General features: G+C 59.1%; 16 protein-coding genes. 13 read left to right on the top strand and 3 right to left on the bottom strand.

Annotated features, from left to right (window positions below):
- The 3 genes from H9S92_RS05695 to H9S92_RS05685 are packed head-to-tail and all read left to right on the top strand — an operon-like array spanning nt 1 to nt 2,058.
- Nucleotides 1-513, top strand: a complete 513-nt coding sequence (locus H9S92_RS05695) for an RNA polymerase sigma factor (protein WP_246463681.1) — start codon at nt 1-3, stop codon at nt 511-513.
- Nucleotides 510-1,103 carry a hypothetical protein gene (locus H9S92_RS05690; protein WP_187465752.1) on the top strand — a complete coding sequence of 198 codons (594 nt, stop codon included), beginning with the start codon at nt 510-512 and terminating at the stop codon, nt 1,101-1,103. Before H9S92_RS05695 ends, H9S92_RS05690 begins: the two co-directional genes overlap by 4 nt.
- A 13-nt stretch (nt 1,104-1,116) precedes the next feature.
- Nucleotides 1,117-2,058, top strand: coding sequence for a DUF4097 family beta strand repeat-containing protein (locus tag H9S92_RS05685; RefSeq protein ID WP_187465751.1), 942 nt, complete (start codon nt 1,117-1,119; stop codon nt 2,056-2,058).
- Between the two features lie 191 nt (nt 2,059-2,249).
- On the opposite strand, the gene H9S92_RS05680 is transcribed toward H9S92_RS05685, so the two are convergent.
- Nucleotides 2,250-3,011, bottom strand: a complete 762-nt coding sequence (locus H9S92_RS05680) for a hypothetical protein (RefSeq protein ID WP_187465750.1) — start codon at nt 3,009-3,011, stop codon at nt 2,250-2,252.
- Nucleotides 3,012-3,074: 63 nt separating this feature from the next.
- On the bottom strand, nt 3,075-5,102 hold the full coding sequence (locus tag H9S92_RS05675) for an OstA-like protein (RefSeq protein ID WP_187465749.1): 2,028 nt from the start codon (nt 5,100-5,102) through the stop codon (nt 3,075-3,077).
- Between the two features lie 314 nt (nt 5,103-5,416).
- Between H9S92_RS05675 and H9S92_RS05670 the strand changes: the two genes are divergently transcribed.
- The 4 genes from H9S92_RS05670 (at nt 5,417) to H9S92_RS05655 (ending at nt 9,834) form a co-directional block, all read left to right on the top strand.
- Nucleotides 5,417-6,070 (top strand): class I SAM-dependent methyltransferase, encoded by a 654-nt coding sequence (locus H9S92_RS05670; RefSeq protein WP_187465748.1) that lies wholly within the window; start codon nt 5,417-5,419, stop codon nt 6,068-6,070.
- A 306-nt stretch (nt 6,071-6,376) separates the two neighbouring features.
- Nucleotides 6,377-8,038: a glycoside hydrolase family 32 protein gene (locus H9S92_RS05665; protein WP_187465747.1), complete on the top strand. Its 1,662-nt coding sequence runs from the start codon at nt 6,377-6,379 to the stop codon at nt 8,036-8,038.
- A gap of 133 nt (nt 8,039-8,171) precedes the next feature.
- Nucleotides 8,172-9,017: a hypothetical protein gene (locus H9S92_RS05660; protein WP_187465746.1), complete on the top strand. Its 846-nt coding sequence runs from the start codon at nt 8,172-8,174 to the stop codon at nt 9,015-9,017.
- 28 nt (nt 9,018-9,045) lie between these two features.
- A complete protein-coding gene (locus tag H9S92_RS05655; protein ID WP_187465745.1) occupies nt 9,046-9,834 on the top strand; it encodes a prohibitin family protein in 789 nt (262 codons plus the stop codon).
- Nucleotides 9,835-10,033: 199 nt separating this feature from the next.
- On the opposite strand, the gene H9S92_RS05650 is transcribed toward H9S92_RS05655, so the two are convergent.
- A complete protein-coding gene (locus H9S92_RS05650) occupies nt 10,034-11,827 on the bottom strand; it encodes an ABC transporter ATP-binding protein (protein ID WP_187465744.1) in 1,794 nt (597 codons plus the stop codon).
- A 690-nt stretch (nt 11,828-12,517) separates the two neighbouring features.
- Between H9S92_RS05650 and rfaE2 the strand changes: the two genes are divergently transcribed.
- From rfaE2 to H9S92_RS05620, 6 genes are all read left to right on the top strand, one after another.
- Nucleotides 12,518-13,018, top strand: a complete 501-nt coding sequence (gene rfaE2 / locus H9S92_RS05645) for a D-glycero-beta-D-manno-heptose 1-phosphate adenylyltransferase (RefSeq protein ID WP_187465743.1) — start codon at nt 12,518-12,520, stop codon at nt 13,016-13,018.
- Between the two features lie 409 nt (nt 13,019-13,427).
- A complete protein-coding gene (locus tag H9S92_RS05640) occupies nt 13,428-14,216 on the top strand; it encodes a Nif3-like dinuclear metal center hexameric protein (RefSeq protein ID WP_187465742.1) in 789 nt (262 codons plus the stop codon).
- Between the two features lie 40 nt (nt 14,217-14,256).
- Entirely contained in the window at nt 14,257-15,021 is a 765-nt protein-coding gene (locus tag H9S92_RS05635) for a zinc ribbon domain-containing protein (protein ID WP_187465741.1), read from the top strand.
- Nucleotides 15,022-15,129: 108 nt separating this feature from the next.
- Nucleotides 15,130-15,894 (top strand): molybdate ABC transporter substrate-binding protein, encoded by a 765-nt coding sequence (gene modA, locus H9S92_RS05630; RefSeq protein ID WP_187465740.1) that lies wholly within the window; start codon nt 15,130-15,132, stop codon nt 15,892-15,894.
- Nucleotides 15,894-16,589 (top strand): molybdate ABC transporter permease subunit, encoded by a 696-nt coding sequence (gene modB, locus H9S92_RS05625; protein WP_187465739.1) that lies wholly within the window; start codon nt 15,894-15,896, stop codon nt 16,587-16,589. Before modA ends, modB begins: the two co-directional genes overlap by 1 nt.
- Entirely contained in the window at nt 16,586-17,431 is an 846-nt protein-coding gene (locus H9S92_RS05620; protein ID WP_187465738.1) for an ATP-binding cassette domain-containing protein, read from the top strand. The genes modB and H9S92_RS05620 overlap by 4 nt, the downstream gene beginning before the upstream one ends.
- Nucleotides 17,432-17,436 lie beyond the last annotated feature (5 nt).

Raw genomic sequence — 17,436 nt, 5'->3', positions numbered from 1 at the left:
ATGACGGAAGCCGCACTCGTAAAGGCCTGCCTGGCGCAAGACCGACGCGCCCAAAAAGAACTTTACGACCGCTACAGCCGCGCCATGTACACGGCCTGCTACCGCATTTGTGGTGATTTTGACCTGGCCAATGATGCCCTGCAGGAGGGTTTCCTGAAAGTGTTTCAGAAACTGGACACCTACCGGGGAGACAGTACGGTCGGGGCGTGGATGAAAGTCGTCATCGTCCGCACGGCCCTCAACAAAATCCGTACCCAAAAGGTGATGGAGCCCTTGCCGCTGAACTACGCCGATGAGGAATTGGACTGGTCTGCCACGGCACTGGACACGGAATACCTGGAGCAGGCGATTCAACGCTTGCCCGCGGGATACCGGGCGGTATTCGTCCTGATAGAAGTAGAAGGTTATAAGCACCAGGAGGTGGCGGACCTGCTCAACATCAGCGTCGGCACCAGCAAAAGCCAGTTGTTTTACGCCAAAAAGAAACTGCGGGAGTACCTGCAAAACGTATGAAGGAGAAGAACGAAGCACGTCTGCGGGAGGCACTGGGTCGCCTGCCGGAATACGACCCGCCCGCAGGAGTTTGGGAGGACCTCGCTGCGCAGCTCCCCCCCGAGCTACAGGGGCGGCTGCCGAGTTATCCGCCGCCGGCAGAGGTGTGGAATGCCGTGAGTCGCCAGCTTGATACGGCCCAGCAACCCGGCGTCGAGCGCCCGTTGCGTAGCCTGCCCCGGCTTCCGTTCCGGTGGTCGGCCGTGGCGGCAGTACTGTTGTTGGTGTTGGGCGCAACGGCGGTGTGGCGGGGGATTGACCCGGGGCCGAAGGTTACTTACTCTTACGGGCAGGAAATCAGCCGGGAATCAACGGTGGCCGACTGGGACAACGAGGAAAGCAGTTTCGACCGCGTCTTGGCCGAGATCGAGGCCCGCAATGAGCCCAACCTGAACACCCTCCGCCTGGAACTCGACGAACTGACGGAAGCAAAAGAAGACATCAAGGCCATGCTGGTAGCCTACGGGGAGGACCCCGAGGTCGTGCGGCAACTCGCCGAGATTGAGCGCGACCGCTCCGACGTTTACCGCCGAATCATCGTAGAACTTTAAGTCCACCGCCCGAATGCGTTACCTCCCCCTGCTCCTATTGACCTTCCTTGGCACCTGCGTCAGCGCCCAACAAAATACCCCCTCGGGTAAATCGGGAAATGCCCTGCGCGAGGTGGTGACGAAGACCATTGAAGACACCTACGCCTATACGCCCGGCAAGGAACTGGCCGTGGAAGGGGAAAAAGCCGAGATTTTTGTGGAGACGTGGGATAAGCCAAAAATCCACGTCAAAATCGTCATGACGGCCCGCCACGCCAGGCTGGAAACGGCCAAAAAAGATTTGGAAAACCTGGAATACCTGAGGGAAGTGGCGGGGCAGAAAATATTTCTGCGCAACCGCCTGGTCGATAAAAACCTGAAAAGCAGCAGCGAGCTGACCATTCATTATTACATTACTTTGCCGGAGGAATGTCCGGTATACCTGAAAAGCTACTTCGGCGGCACGACCATTTCCAACCTGCGCAACCAACTGCGCATTAACGGGGAATATTCGGCCATTAACATCAACAATGTCCAGGGATTACTGGATATCCGCTCCCGCTTTGGCGACATCACCGGCGAACGCATCGACGGCAACGTAGTGATCAATTCCCGGCGTTCGGACATCAGCCTGTTCAACATCGGCGGCAATTTTACGATCAACGCCCAGTACGGTGAGCTCAAATTGAGTCCCAACCTGCGTATGCGCGACCTCAAAATTACGGCGGACAAGAGCGACGTCTACCTCTACGAGCCCGTTGGCGGCGAGGGAATGGCTTACGAGATATCCCTGAACAACGGCGAAATGAAGCTCCCCGACGGTCGCAAAGTGTTGGAATTGGAGCGCTCGGAGGAAGTCCGGCGGGTGGCCATCCGCCCCAACCGCGAGCGCATCGGCACCATTACGGCCAGCGTTTCCTTTGGCGATCTTTACCTGGATAAGCAGGTGCGGGAGTTGGAGCGGACGCGGTTTTGATAAGCGAACGTCGGGTTGGGATATGCAACGTAGCTATTCGCTGATTTTCAGCTGATCAGATCGCAGGGGTTTGTTGGTTCGGTAGTGGGGCATGGTCCACTACCGAACTACAAAACTACAGTACTGCCTTCTAAAAGCAGTTGAAGACCAATTAGTTGTGATCATTGCAAGGGCTCAACCTCTTGTTAAGCTTATATCACCTCCAAACTCTCTTCCGGCAACCAACCCTGCCGGCCGTCTTCCAGGCTGACCTTGCGGTAGCCATCAAAATCGTCGAGGATGCGCAGGCGCAGGCCCTGGTGCAGCGTCTCTTCCAGGGTAGCATCGGGGCCGGGCGCTACGCGGAGATCAGCCCCTTCGGTGATGAGGACGGCTTCGCGGTCGTTTTCCAGCAGCGCGTTACGGCTGTTGCCGAGGGCGAAAAAGAGGATGGCCAGGACGAGCAAAAAACCCGCGCCGGGCAGCAGGGCAAAGCGGCGTTTTTCTTCCATTTCACTGCGGCGCAACCACCAGAGGGTGATCCCCCCCACGGCCAGCCACCAGCAGGCCATCGCCAGCCAGTACGCCAACTCCGCGCCCAAAAATGCCGCACTGATCCGCCACCAGCGGATGAGAAAAAATTCTTTGATCTCCAGGCGGTTAATGCCCGCTTCGGCCCGGACGTAGCGGAGATTATTGGCCAGGCCCGCGTGGGCGGGTTTGATGCGCAGGCCGCGCTCGTAGTTCAAAATGGCGTAGCCGAAATTGCCGCGCGCGAAATGGGCATTGCCCAACGCCTGGTAGTATTCGGCACTCACGCCCCCACCCCGGGCCAGCAAAGTATCCAGGGCGGCAATCTGCGCTGCCGCATCATCACCCTGCAAACGCTGCCGGGCCAGGGCCAATGCATCGTCTTGGCCAACGAGGGCCAGACAGAGCAGGAGCGTAACGAGAAGGAGCAGTGGACGAAACATGGCGGAAAAATTGCGGCTAAAGGGACACAAGTTTACGGCATTCGGGGCGATACTCCCGCAGCATCAGCCCCCATCCCCTTCCGGCGTAGCCGCCGGACGCGGAGAACCCGTCGAGAGCGGCACACTGAGCGGGGCCGTACCACTGCCCGCCGCAAGGGGCCGGAAAAGATCGTCCAATGACGCGGGCCGACGCTCCGTTTCCCAACGGAAGCCCTCCAACTGAAGGGCCCGGTGGTCTACCGCCCCCATCGGATCCATCTTCCCACTCGGTGCACTCAAAAAACGGATTTTTTGGACGGTACCGTCCTGAAACTGCAGTACCATGGCACTGCAAGCCGTTTTATTCACGCCTACGTAGGCCTGGTTCTCGTCGAGGATGTAGTAAATCGCCTCGGCGTTGCCCGTCACTTCGGTACGCCGCAAGCCGGTAGAATCAAAAAAGGCTTCAATCTGCTTGCCTTTCACCTGGTTGAAGAAAAGGAGATCGGGGGTGGTGATTACCAGCGCATTGCGCCGCAACTGCACACGATCCAAAGCTTCGCCACGGAACAGGATATTGATCGTATCGCCCACCAGCTGGCTCGTATCCTGCCAGAGGATAGGGTTTTGGTAGAGCGTCAGAACCGAGTCGATGGTATTGAAGCCGAGCGAATCGCAGGCGGCCTGCAGGTCGCTCTTGAAAATGCGCACGTCGTGGTGGGCGGCCAGGTAGCGGATGCTGTCCGTCGTCACCGTCGTATCCCGCGCCAGGCGGGGCTGCACGAAGGTCGAATCCCCCAGGGTGAGGGTATCCTGCCCCACGACGCGACTGGTGACGAGGGTGTCCCGCCGGTCTTCGCGCACGGATACCAACGTATCGGCCACCATCCACAGGGTGTCGCCTTCCAGGACGGTGGAGAGCAGGGGGCGGGAGCCGAAGTAATCGGCCTGCCCCGGCGCCGGGCCCGCGCCGCCGGTGGCCAGCAGATAGCCCGTGGCTTCGTTGTAGCGGGCAGCGGCGGCCATGACCGTCGTCTGGGCCGAAGTATCCTGCCAGATGACACGGCCGCTGGCGGTGGAATAACCGGAGACGGGGTCGGAGTTCAGGCGATCAGCCACGATGATCATCGGTGGGGCGGAGACCCTCGGCCTACCCCCCGCAACGGCGTAGCTCTTGGCGCGGGCGTCGTAGTTAATGGTGTCTCCCGTGACGGTCTGGATGGAATCCCGGACGAAGGCCTGCCCCTCCAGCTGGTAACGGTCTTCGCGACGGAAGTAGTTGATGCGTTCGGCTTCGGCGCGCTGGAATTCGCCTTCGGCCACGTAGGCCTGTCCCTCCAGCACGTAAACTTCGTCTTTACCAAAGTAGCGGATGGTATCGGCCGCCGCCCGGCGTTCGCCGGAGAGATACTGGGCGTTTTGCTGGAAAACGGCTTCGTCCAGCTGCACGTCGTAGTAGCCCGCTTCGCAGTAAATGCGGTGGGTATCGGTGCGGATTACGGTGGGGCCCAGGAAGTAGACGCGGTCTTGGCCCAGGTCGTAGAGCAGGGTATCAGCCCGCATTTCGAAGCGCTCGTCGACCACCACTACGCTGTCCCGGAAGTACACTTTTTCTTCACCAGCGTAGTAGTAGCCATGGGTGCTGCGCAGCTCGGTGGTCTCGTTCACAATACGGCCGCCGGTGTGGTAGGTAGCCAGCTTGGTGGTCAGGTCGTAGGCCAGGCGGTCGGTGTACAACTCCGTATTTCCACGTTGCAAGACAACGCGGCCAATCAGGTCGGCCAGGCGGGTTTCGGCGTTGTAGTCCAGGACATCCGAGAAAGCGGCCAGGCTATCGCCCTGCTGGATGGTGACGTTGCCGTAGGCGTTCACCTGCACACTCCGGGCCAGCAAGACGCTATCGCCGTACATAAAAATGCTGTCCTGGCTCAGCTCCACGTTGCCCACCAGCAGCTGGGTTGCGCCCCGGTTGAGCATGCGCAGTTCATCGGCCGCATCGATGTTCACCACTTCCTTGACCACACTATCGCGCGGCGTGGCCTTTTGGGCGCTGACGCAGGTGCCAAGGGCAGACAACAGAGCAAAGAAGGTCAGTAAAGCGAGTTTCTTCATCGGGGCGGCAAAGATAAACAGTTTGGGAAGGGCGAGGGCCCGGCCAAGGTCCCAGGGACTAAGTGCAACCAAAGCGCTGTCCTGAAGACCCCGCACCGCGCAAGAATGTACCAGCAGCCCCCGCCTTTAACGGCAGTTTAACGTTGGGGGATAGGATTGGCCCTGGCTTGGTTTCACGGCTCCTTAATGTTCGTCGCCAAAACTTATTGCTGTTTTAACCCGCAAGTAGGCGCTGCTTTATACTGCTGGATCACCTTTGCGTCCGGTTAGCGGGCACCCTTTTTCCTGCTATTGCCAAAAGATCACCATCGCTCATGCCCCTGCTCCCCCCGGCTTCGCCAGCCAACGAAAGCAAACTTACCGTGCCGCAACATTTGCGGACCTATTACCGCTTCCAATCGCGGATCTACGACCTGACGCGGTGGAGTTTCTTATTCGGCCGGCGGCGGGCTTTGCAGCAGCTGCCCATCAGCCCGGCGGCAAACATTTCCATTCTGGAAGTAGGTTGCGGTACGGGACACAACCTGGTAGCGCTGGCCAAATACTTTCCGAATGCTTACGTGACGGGGATCGATTTATCGGAAGACATGCTGGCCATTGCGGCCAAAAAGGTAGCGCGTTTCGGCGGGCGGGTCACCTTGGAAGAAGGTGCTTTTGGGGTAGTGCCGTTGGAGGAGAAGTACGATTTGATCGTCTTCAGCTACTGCCTGACGATGGTTAACCCCGACTGGGATAAGCTGCTGGAGGTGGCCCGCAAAAGTTTGCCGCCCACGGGCATGCTTACCGTGGTGGACTTTCACGACAGTGCTTTTCCGTTTTTTCAGTCGCACATGAAAAAACACCACGTCCGGATGGACGCCCACCTGCTGCCGGTGCTCGTAGAAGAGTTCGAGCCGGTGCGGCACACGGTAAAATCTGCCTACGGCGGGCTGTGGCGCTGGTTTCATTTTGTGGGGCGGCAGAAGTAGCCCAGGGCGGGACGAAGGGGAATAATTGCTCCTCCAGGAACGGCACAGAATAAGCTGGTCGGTCGAGATTTATCCCCCAACCCCCGAAGGGGGCTGTCCCCGAACGGGAAGCGATCCGGGTTTAGGTGAAATTAGGCCGTGGAGTATTTTTTTGTCCCGCGCGGCAGCAAAATCAAATATCAAATATCAAGAATCGTCTATCGTCTATCAAATGGCTCTCCGCCGCACAGCGGCTCAACCATTTCGCGGGTGGGTAGCCCAACGGATCCGGGCAAGTACCTTACTTTAGGGCCAAATAATTGCCCGATGTTCAAGTCTGCACTGTTTTTTGCTGCTGTTGTTTTCCTCCTGGGTTGTGGGGGGGCGCCGGGGGGGGAATCGACCTCCACTGCCGATCAGGCTTCCACGGCACCTGCGGCCGCGCCCGCGAACGAAAAAAGTGCTGCGCCCGATGCGCACTACCGCCCGGCCTACCACTTTACGCCGCCGGCGGGCTGGATGAATGACCCCAATGGCATGGTTTATTTTGAGGGCGAGTACCACCTGTTTTACCAGCATTTCCCCGACGGCAACACCTGGGGACCGATGCACTGGGGCCACGCCGTGAGCAGCGATCTGGTGACCTGGGAGCACCTGCCCATCGCCCTGGCCCCCGACGAAAAAGGCTACATCTTCTCCGGCAGCGCGGTCGTTGACCGGGGCAATACCAGCGGATTCGGGCAAGGCGGACGCCCGCCGCTGGTGGCCATGTTCACCTACCACGATATGGCCGCCGAAAAGGCCGGAAAACAGGATTTTCAGTCGCAGGCCATCGCCTACTCCAACGACCGGGGGCGAACGTGGACGAAATACGCCGGCAACCCCGTCATCCCCAACCAAGGCGTGCGCGACTTCCGCGACCCCAAAGTCTTCTGGGACGCCGCCCACCGGCAATGGACGATGGTGCTGGCCGCCCAGGACCGCGTGCAGTTTTTCAGCAGTCCGGACCTGAAAAACTGGACCTACCGTAGCGACTTCGGGGCCAGCGCGCCCAACCACGCCGGGGTGTGGGAATGCCCCGAACTCTTCCCCCTGAAAATCAGCGAAAGCGGGGAAACGGCCTGGGTCTTGCTCGTCAGCATCAACCCCGGCGGGGCCAACGGCGGATCAGGGACTTTTTATTTTGTTGGCGACTGGGACGGCAGCACCTTCCGGCCCCGCAAGGAAGCCATCCCCACCCCGCAGGATACCGTGCAGTGGGTGGACTACGGCCGCGACAACTACGCGGGGGTGACCTTCAGCGACGTCCCGGCCACCGACGGTCGGCGCATCTTCATGGGCTGGATGAGCAACTGGGACTACGCCAACGAAGTACCCACCACCACCTGGCGCAGCGCCATGACCCTGCCCCGGGAACTGACCCTGCACGATACCGACTTCGGCACCCGCCTCCACCAGCAACCCGCCCGCGAACTGCTGAAATTGCGCGGCCAGCGCATCCCCCTGGAAATGCCGCGCATCGGCGACGGAACCACTACCATCGACCTGAGCCAGCTGCCCGCAGCGGGCGTTTTTGAACTGGACCTGACCATCGACCTGGTCGATAGCGACGCCGAAGAACTCTACCTCACCCTGAGCGACGCCACGGGCGAGCAATTTTACCGCGTGGGCTACAGCCGGCGCAGCGGCGTGGACAATGCCTTTTTCACCGACCGGCGGCAGGCGGGGCAAACGGACTTCCGGCCCAGCTTCGCGCCCGGCCTGACGGTGGCTCCCCGCTGGAGCAACGAAGGCAACCTGCGCATCCACGCCTTTTTTGACCGGACCTCCGCCGAGGTCTTTTTCGACGGCGGAGACCCGGTGCTGACGGACATCTTCTTCCCTACCGAACCCTTTACGCAGCTCACGCTGGAGAGCTACGGATCAGCGGGCGAGGGTATGCAGGAAGGCTGGAGTTTGGTGGAGGGGAGTATTTGGGCGCTGGAGTAGCTGTATATAGGGAGAGGTATTTTTTGTCATTTGATCGTCAGAAAAACAGAAAAAATTGCACAAAGCATAGCTTTCGCATTTGAAAGTAAAACTATCACACTCTTCGATAGTTTACCCTTCAAACGCCACAATTATGCTACGCTATCTCACCCTCGTACTTATCTTCCTGCTGGGAACGCTGGCGGGATACGCGCTCTCCGCCCAGGCCAGTGACTTGCCCATGCTGCCAGCCTCGGGAAACACGCGTTACAACAATTTACCGGTTGCCGAGCTCAATCTGGCCCACCGGCAACAACGCAACGGGCAATTTGAGCAGGCTCTACTAACTTATAACAGTGCATTGGCTTGGCAACCCAACTGGGTACCTGCGCTGGCCGAACGCTCGGCTTTGCTCGCCCGAATGGGCCGCGACCAGGAGGCCAACCGCGATCAACAACTGGCCGAACGCCAAAACCCAACTGCGGCTGCCTTTTACCTGGCCAAGGGGCGTAATGGATTGATGCCCTTCCTGGCCCTCTATCCCCAGGAATGGTACGCTGATCACTATGGCTTCCCGGAAGAACGCCAGATCTCCGTGGAGGCTACTACGCCCCAGGCATACTTTATCGAACAGTACCTCAGTATCATGGAAGGACCAGATACGGCCCAGGCAGTGCTCGCTTTGCAGCAAAAGGTAGATCAAGACGTCTTGGCCGCTAAGCGTAGCCTGGAAACCCTGCCGCGGGATTATAACCCCGGGGTAAAAAATATGCTGCTGGCCAACCTGGCCATGCTCAACCACGACTACCGCGAAGCGGTGCAACTCTACAACGATGCCCAACTGAAGTACGGCTTCAACTGGCCCGAATTGCCCTACAACCGAGGACTGGGTCAAATCCTGCTACACAACTACATGAACGGCTGCCAGGATCTTGCGCAGTCGGCCAAAGCAGGGTTTGCACCAGCAGGGGTGATGTACCAAAGCCTGTGTAATTTTTAGTCTCCCTCATCCTTAAAAACCAAATGCCATGAGAAGTCTGATTCGTTTTGTTGCCCTCTGTACCGCAGTCTTCCTCCTCTTCCCCAGCTGCACCATCGTACGCGAAGGGGAGGTGGGAGTGAAAAGGACCCTCGGTAAGTACAAAGAAAAGCCGCTGGATAAAGGTGTCGCCGTTTTCAATCCCTTCATCACGGCCGTACAAAAAGTGAGTACGCAGACCGAGAACATGGAAGTGGAACTGAACCTGCCCTCCAAAGAAGGTCTCAACATCCGCGCGGAAATCTCCATCCTCTACTCCGTCGATGGCACCCGGGCACCCGAACTGCTCCGCCAAATCGGGACGAACTACGAACGGTCCGTCATCCTCCCCGTCTTCCGTTCGGCGGTGGCCGACGTCTCCGCCCGCTACTTCGCCAAGGATATGCACACGGGCCAGCGCTCCATCATCGAAGGAGCCATCATGGAGCAAATGTCTAAGGTCTTGCTGGATCGCGGCTTAATCGTCGAAAACGTACTGGTTAAATCCATCCAACTCCCCGCCAACCTCGCCCGCTCCATCGAAGAAAAACTGGAAGCTGAGCAACAAGCCCTGCGCATGGAGTTCGTCCTGCAGCAAGCCAGGCAGGAAGCCGATCAGCAGCGCATCCGCGCCGAAGGTACCCGCGATGCCCAACTCATCATCGCTGAAGGCCTGACGGCCGAAGTACTCCGCTTCAAATCCATCGAAGCTTTCCTGGAACTCTCCCGATCCCCCAATGCCAAAGTCATCATCTCCAACGGCGAAATGCCCGTAATGATTGAAGGAAACCAGAAGTAAGCCTGCAACCCTGAGTAAAAGCGTTTTTTCCTACTAGTGAGTAAAGTTGAGTGTCAATTCGTCGTTTTTTGACGCCGCGGCATATTGCGCGGCGTCTTTTTTTTTGGCGGAAGTGCGTAAATCGAAATGTTTTGAGCCGGACGGGACGTTTGGCACCGCAGGAAAGGGGTTTAAGCTGGACGGGACGTCCGGAACCGTTTTATTTCCCCACCTCTTCCGCCATCTGCCGCTCGACGATCTCGGAGTAGTACGCGCCGTTGGCCATCAGTTCTTCGTGGGTCCCCATCTCGGCAATACCGCCGTCTTCCAGGACGATGATCTTATCGAAGCGCAGGTGGCCGTAGATGCGGTGGGTGATGATGATGGCGGTTTTATCGGCCAGCGCCTGGTTGAAATAGCCCAGGATCTGTTGCTCCGTGTTGGTATCGACGGCGCTGAGGCAATCGTCCAGAATGACGATGTCGGGCCGTTTGATGAGGGCGCGGGCGATGCTGACGCGCTGTTTCTGGCCACCCGAAAGCGTAACGCCGCGTTCCCCCACCAGGGTATCGAATCCTTGGGTGAGGCCGGCGATGTCTTCGTAAACCGCCGCGTGGCGGGCAAACTGTTCCACCTCCTCCCGCGAAGGATCGTGCTGGGCACCAAAGGCGATGTTGTTGTGGATGGTATCGGAGAAGAGGAAAACGTCTTGGGGCACGAGCCCGATGCGCTGCCGCAGGTTGGCCAGACCGCGCTCCCGGATGTCTTTGCCGTCGATGAGGATGCGGCCCGTAGAGACGTCGTACATCCGCACCAGCAGGTCGGCTACCGTCGTTTTCCCCGAGCCCGTCCGCCCGATGATGGCCAGTTTTTCACCCGGCCGGAGGGTGAAACTCAGGTCGCGGATGGCCCGGATACCCGTATCGGGATAGGTGAAGCCGACGTTTTCGAAGACGATCTCTCCGCGCAGGGCCTCCCGCTCCGTGGGGGCGGGGTCGACGATGCTGGCTTTGGTTTCCAGAAATTCGTTGATCCGCTTCTGGCTGGCAGCTGCCTGCTGGACGATGCTGGCAATCCAGCCAATGGCCGTCACCGGCCACGTCAGCATGTTGACGTAAATGACGAACTCCGCGATGTTGCCCGCCGAAATATTGCCCGCCACCACCTGCAAACCGCCCACGTAAACGGTGATGATCGTGGAAGCACCCACCATGAAAACCATCAAAGGGAAAAACCAGGCGTCGATCTTGGCCAGGTCCATACTCATGCGCTTGTATGTCTCGCTTTCCTCGGCGAAGTAACGGACTTGCTGCCGCTCCCGGACGTAACTCTTCACCACCCGGACGCCGCTGAACACCTCCTGGGCAATGCTTGTCAGCTTCGAAAGCTGTTGCTGGATGAAGGTCGAGCGGGTGTGGATGAGGTTGCTGACGTAGTAAATGCTGATGGCCAGCAGCGGCAGCGGAATGAGGGTGTAAAGCGTCAGCTTAGTGCTCACGGCCAGCATGCTGATCACAACCAGCAGGATGGTGGACACGAGGTTGGCCAGGTACATCACCGCCGGGCCCAGGTACATGCGTACCTTATTGACGTCCTCGGTGATGCGGCTCATCAAATCCCCCGTGTTGTTGCGCTTGTAAAAGTCGAGGCTCAGCTCCTGGTAGTGGTCAAAAATCACCTCGCGCAGGTCGTACTCAATCAGGCGGCTCATCACGATGATGGTCTGCCGCGTGAGGTAAAGGAAAAAACCCATCAGCAGGGCCAGCAGCAGCACCAGGCCCGCAAAGAACATCAACGTCGTGGAAAGGATGCCGAAGTAGGTATCGCCGACGGTCGTAAAACCGTCGTACATCCGGTAGTTGTTCACCTGTTCCACCACCAGATCCAGGGCCTCGCGGATCACCTGCGGCTGCAAAACACTGAAGTAGTTGGAGATGCAGATGAAGGCAATGCCCAGCAGCATTCGCCAGCGGTATTTCCAGAAAAACTGGTTGAGAAATTTGAGTTCGCGCACGGTGGGTGGGGGGCTTGAGTGGTCCGTCTCCTAGGGCAAACGTGCGGAAAGACGGGAGGTTGTACGGCGCGCATCTTTTCCAGGGGGCGCGGCCGCAGGTGCAGGGGAGGTTGGAATTGAACATTTACAATTAGCTGGGCTGCTGCCTACGGCGGTAAACATTCAACATTCAACATTTGCTTCGCGGGAGGTTGGGGAGTTTTGTACGGCAACTGTTTCCCCTTTTGGTCTTAGTCCCTCTTCGTGTCCTTAGTGGTAGGCTGTCTAATCTAATGGGTTTAACCCGTACGCGCTTTAGGGGCCTGGACCGCCTAGGTTGAGACCCTCTGGGTCGATCCAGCTAATCACGGTGCCCCCCTGGGTTGAGACCCTCTGTGGGTCGATCCAGCTAAGTAAATTGGCGTATTCTCCTACGGCCCAGAGGGTCTCGACCTATTAAGCGCTTGAGCCTCCCCGGTTGGCTAAAGTGAGTACGGCTGCGGCCTGGCTAATTAGACAGCCTAGCCTTAGTGGTTCAAAAGTGGTGGAGCCGTTGTACGGCGAAAAACGCCGAACTGCAAGGTTATCAGTAGGTTACGAAGCAACTTAATTTTAGCGAAAATTCGCTGATCCTCAACACTTTATCCCAATCATTGACCCAACAACAATTTTGCTTTTCATTTAGCGAAAGCCGGCCTTACCTTCGCTCCCATGACCGAACTCGAACTGGTAGCGGATAAGCTGCTTTCCCTCGAAGACCTGAGCCGCCGCCGCTGCGGTTGGCGCACCTATTCCCAGCGCACCGTTTTCACCAATGGCGTTTTTGACCTCATTCACCCGGGGCACCTGACCTACCTGGCCCAGGCTGCCGCCCTCGGCCAACGGCTCATCGTCGGCGTAAATTCCGACGCCAGCGTGAAAGGGCTCAAGGGAGAGAGCCGGCCGATTATGCCACTCGCGGCCCGGATGCAACTCCTGGCCAGTCTCTTCTTCGTGGATGGCGTAATCGCCTTCGACACAGATACTCCTCTGGAGCTCATTAAATTTTTGCGGCCAGACGTACTCGTAAAGGGCGGAGACTACCAGGTAGAAGACATCGTTGGCTACCGGGAAGTGATCGGATGGGGGGGTGAAGTTACTACCTTGCCCTTCCTCACGGGACACAGCTCCACGGGCATCATCGAGCGGATGAGCAGCTCGGGGTTAGAATAATGGTTGAACCCTGGCGAAATTCACAAATAGCTGTAGTTCTGTAGTACGGTAGTGGACAATACCCCACGAACTGCAAAACCATTGCGATCTAAGAGCTTGTCTAAATTTTTATTTCCTGATAACCAAGCACTTATGAACCTGGCGTCACAAAAAATGGCTTACGTAGTCCACTATGCGCGCAATTTTTTGTCTAGCCAGAACCATAAGTCATTGATTATCAGTTCTTAAAAATTTTAGACAAGCTCTAAGGCCTGAAAATCAGCGAATAGCTACGTTGCATACCCCCAACCTGACGTTAGGATAGGGTATTTTTCCCGGCGGCGGTGGCCAGTCACTGCTTCTTTATCCCGTACTTTGCACCTGCGGCCGCGCCCCCCTGGCCACACCGCAGCGCAAAAAAACCCTTTGCATGACGATTAAGGAGATAACCGACTACCTGGAATCCATCGCGCCCACCCACCTCCAGGAGGGGTACGATAATGCTGGCCTCATCGTGGGATACCCGGCCACGGAGGTGACGGGGGTGCTGACCAGCCTGGACTGCACCGAAGAGATCATTCTGGAAGCCAAGGCCCGGGGCTGCAACCTGGTGGTGGCCCACCACCCCATCGTTTTCCGGGGGCTAAAGCGCTTCAACGGCAGCAACTACGTGGAGCGGACCGTCATCCGGGCCATCCGGGAAGGCGTGGCCATCTACGCGATCCATACCAACCTCGATAACGTCCGTCACCGGGGCGTGAACGAACGCATCGCCCAGCGCCTGGGCCTGCAAAACCTCCGCGTCCTGGCCCCCAAAAGCGAAGACGGCACCGTCGGTTCCGGCATGGTCGGGGAACTGCCCGGGCCCATGGACGAGACGGCCTTCCTGGCCCACCTGAAAGCCAAAATGGAGGCACCCGTAGTCAAACACACCGCCCTGTTGGGCCGTGCCGTCGCCACCGTAGCCCTCTGCGGCGGCGCGGGAGGCTTCCTGCTGGAAACGGCCAAAAGCGCGGGTGCCCAGGTTTTTGTGACGGCCGACTACAAGTACCACGAGTTTTTCGACGCCGACGGGGAGATTGTCATCTGCGATATTGGCCATTACGAAAGCGAACAGTTTACAACTCAATTACTTGCGGAGTTGTTAACTGAGAAATTCACTACCTTTGCGGTCCTTTGCACGGAACGGATAACCAACCCCGTTCGCTATTTCGTGTAAAGCCCCCGCTTACCATCACAAAATTATCCCCCCCAGACGCATGGCAGCAGTCACTGAGAAGACGGTAGAAGAAAAAATGCGCGAGCTGTACGCCCTGCAGCAGATCGACAGTCAGATTGACGAGATCGAAATCCTGAAAGGCGAACTCCCGATGGAAGTTCGTGACCTGGAAGACGAGATCGCCGGCCTGGCCACGCGCATCACCCGCCTGGAATCCCAGGTGAAGGAGCTTCAGATGGAGATCAACCGGCACGACGCCAACATCCACGAGTCGGAGCAACTCATCCTGCGCTACGAAGAGCAGATGAACAACGTGAAGAACAACCGGGAGTACGAAGCGCTGATGAAGGAAACCGAGATGCAGCGCCTCGAAATCCAGCTTTCCGATAAGAAGGCCGGTTCCGCCGCCCGCGAGCTTGAAACCAAGCAGGCCGCCCTGGAAGCCACCCAGGAAAAGCAAACGACCAAGCAAGCCCTGCTGGCCATCAAGCAAGACGAGCTAAAAGCCATCATCGCCAAGACGGAAAAAGACGAGAAGAAACTGCGGAAGCTTTCCGAGAAGCAGCGGAAAGACATTGCCGAGCGCCTCCTGCGTGGTTACGACAAGGTCCGCAAGACCTACCGCAACGGCCTGGCCGTTGTCACCGTGGAACGCAACTCCTGTGGCGGCTGCTACAACGTCATTCCGCCCCAGCAGCAGCTCGAGATCAGCCAGCGCAAGCGCGTCATGATCTGCGAACACTGCAACCGCATTCTGGTCGACCGCAACATCGAGCAAGAGATCGCGGCCGAAATGAACGACTAAGCGCCAGCATTGGTGCTCCTTGCGCACGCGCGCAAAAATCACGGCCTCCGTCAACCATACTGACGGAGGCCGTTTTTTTATTCTCCTCCCCTCCTTTTCCCGTTCCGTATGCCTGCTCCGTTCGTCCGTATTCTTGGTTGTGCTTGCCTGGCCCTGTGGTTTTCCTGCGCAGGTCCGTCCTCCCCTCCCCCCTTGCGCATTGCCGGGGCCGCCAACCTGCGCTACGCCCTGGAAGAAATCGCTGCCGCTTATACCCAGGAGACTGGCCAGCCCTGTGAACTGATCTACGCCGCGTCTGGGAAACTGACGGCCCAGATGGTCGCTGGCGCCCCCTACGATGTCTTCCTCTCCGCCGACGCGCGCTACCCCGCTGAGTTGGCCAGGCAGGGCCTCACCCACGGCCCCGCCCAAACCTACGCGCGGGGCCAGCTGGTGCTCTGGACGCTCTCCCCCACCCTCTCCCTCGACGCAGCGGGGTTGCTCGACGGCACGGTGCAACACGTCGCCCTGGCCAACCCCACTACGGCACCCTACGGCGCGGCGGCCGTAGCCTACCTGCAACGGGCGGACCTGGCCGATACCCTGCGGAGCAAACTCGTCTTCGGGGAAAGCATCGCCCAGGCCAGTCAGTTCGTCACCTCCGGCGCGGCGGAAATGGGCTTCACGGCCCTCTCCATTGTGCGGGAGCTGGAGCGGACGGAGCCGGTGCGGTGGGTCCTGTTACCCGCCGATACGTACCCGGCCCTGCGGCAGCAGGTGGTGGTTTTGCGGCGGGAGGGCGAGGTAAAACCGGGGGCGGAGCGCTTCCGCGATTACCTGTTCACACCTACTGGCCGACGAATCCTCACAGAATTCGGATATTTGACCGAGTGATGAGCTGGCAACCCCTTCTGCTTACTTTCCAACTGGCCCTGGCCACCACGGCGGTGCTGCTGGTGTTGGCGCTGCCGCTGGCCTACTGGCTGGCCCACACCCGCTCGCGCTGGAAGGCGGCCGTAGAAGCACTCGTCAGTATGCCGCTGGTGCTGCCCCCTACGGTGATCGGCTTTTACTTTTTGCTGGCGTTTAGTCCCAACGGCAGCTTCGGCGGCTGGATCGATGCGTGGCTGGGCCTGCGGCTCGTCTTTTCGTTTGGCGGACTGGTGGCTGCTTCGGTCATTTATAGTTTGCCGTTTATGGTGCATCCCGTCCAGGCGGGCCTGGCGGGCCTGCCGCCGTCGTTGGCCGAAGCTTCGGCGCTGCTGGGGAAGTCGGCCTGGACCACCCTTTTGCGCATCCAATTGCCCAACATCCGGCCGGCGCTGCTGACGGGCACGGTGCTGTCTTTCGCCCACACGATTGGCGAGTTCGGCGTTGTCCTGATGATCGGCGGCAACCTGCCGGGCAAGACCCGGGTGGCCTCCATTGCTATTTACGACGAAGTAGAGGCCCTCAATTATCCGGCGGCCAATGCCTATTCTTTGGTGCTTTTCGTCGTTTGTTTTGCCATTCTGCTGGCCGTCTACTGGGTCAATGGCACCGGAGCCAGCCCCATCACCACGGCTTTCCGTAAACGACCTTCGCTTTGATCGAGGCCCAACTTCAGAAGCAACTCAGTGGGGCGGGTGGCGTGCTCGACCTCCGCCTGGATTTCCAGCTGGGGGCGGGCGAGTTCGTGGCGCTCTACGGTCGTTCCGGTGCGGGCAAAACCTCGACGCTGCGCATGTTGGCGGGCCTGTTGCAACCCGACGCTGGCAGCCTCCGGGTGGGCGGCACCACCTGGTTCGACGGGGCCAGGGGCATTAATCTCCCCCCGCGCCACCGGGGCATCGGCTTCGTTTTTCAGGACTATGCCCTTTTCCCGCACCTTAGTGTGGAGGACAACCTGCGCTACGCCCTGCGCAAAGGGCAGTCGGCCGCCGCCGTCGCCGAGTTGCTCGAAGTGGTGGAGCTTGGCCAGTTGCGGCATCTCCGGCCGGCCCAGCTCTCCGGGGGGCAGCGGCAGCGGGTGGCCTTGGCGCGGGCGCTCGTTCCGGCTCCGTCCCTGCTGCTGCTCGATGAGCCGCTGGCCGCCTTGGATACCGACTTGCGCGGTAACCTCCAGACTTACCTGGCGGAGATACACCGGCAGCGGGGCTTTACCGCTTTGCTGGTGTCCCACGATCCGGCGGAAATCCAGGCGCTGGCCAGCCGCGTGTTGGTCCTCGAGCAGGGCACCTTGCGGGATGCGGGTCCGCCGGCCGTTTTTTTCGCTGGCGGGGAGGATTTGGCCCTGGCCGCCGAGGTGCTCGCCATCCAGCGGGAAGACGGTCGGGCCTGGCTGCTGGTGCGGGTGGGCGGTGAGGAGTTGCGCCTTCCCCTTCCCGAGGAGATGCCGCAGCCGTGGCGGCCGGGGATGCGGGTTTGTATTCGGTTGGGGGAAGGGGAATAAGGGCG

This window comes from Neolewinella lacunae, assembly GCF_014349155.1.
Lineage (GTDB): Bacteria > Bacteroidota > Bacteroidia > Chitinophagales > Saprospiraceae > Neolewinella > Neolewinella lacunae.
Note: the sequence above shows the minus strand (reverse complement) of the source record. Positions and strands in the feature narration are given on the sequence as shown.

Coding starts and splice junctions, on each gene's coding strand:
- H9S92_RS05690 (WP_187465752.1), top strand. CDS start 510: ATGAAGGAGAAGAACGAAGCACGTCTGCGGGAGGCACTGGGTCGCCTG.
- H9S92_RS05655 (WP_187465745.1), top strand. CDS start 9,046: ATGAGAAGTCTGATTCGTTTTGTTGCCCTCTGTACCGCAGTCTTCCTC.
- H9S92_RS05665 (WP_187465747.1), top strand. CDS start 6,377: ATGTTCAAGTCTGCACTGTTTTTTGCTGCTGTTGTTTTCCTCCTGGGT.
- H9S92_RS05685 (WP_187465751.1), top strand. CDS start 1,117: ATGCGTTACCTCCCCCTGCTCCTATTGACCTTCCTTGGCACCTGCGTC.
- modA (WP_187465740.1), top strand. CDS start 15,130: ATGCCTGCTCCGTTCGTCCGTATTCTTGGTTGTGCTTGCCTGGCCCTG.
- H9S92_RS05675 (WP_187465749.1), bottom strand. CDS start 5,102: ATGAAGAAACTCGCTTTACTGACCTTCTTTGCTCTGTTGTCTGCCCTT.
- rfaE2 (WP_187465743.1), top strand. CDS start 12,518: ATGACCGAACTCGAACTGGTAGCGGATAAGCTGCTTTCCCTCGAAGAC.
- H9S92_RS05680 (WP_187465750.1), bottom strand. CDS start 3,011: ATGTTTCGTCCACTGCTCCTTCTCGTTACGCTCCTGCTCTGTCTGGCC.
- H9S92_RS05660 (WP_187465746.1), top strand. CDS start 8,172: ATGCTACGCTATCTCACCCTCGTACTTATCTTCCTGCTGGGAACGCTG.
- H9S92_RS05695 (WP_246463681.1), top strand. CDS start 1: ATGACGGAAGCCGCACTCGTAAAGGCCTGCCTGGCGCAAGACCGACGC.
- H9S92_RS05670 (WP_187465748.1), top strand. CDS start 5,417: ATGCCCCTGCTCCCCCCGGCTTCGCCAGCCAACGAAAGCAAACTTACC.
- modB (WP_187465739.1), top strand. CDS start 15,894: ATGAGCTGGCAACCCCTTCTGCTTACTTTCCAACTGGCCCTGGCCACC.
- H9S92_RS05640 (WP_187465742.1), top strand. CDS start 13,428: ATGACGATTAAGGAGATAACCGACTACCTGGAATCCATCGCGCCCACC.
- H9S92_RS05635 (WP_187465741.1), top strand. CDS start 14,257: ATGGCAGCAGTCACTGAGAAGACGGTAGAAGAAAAAATGCGCGAGCTG.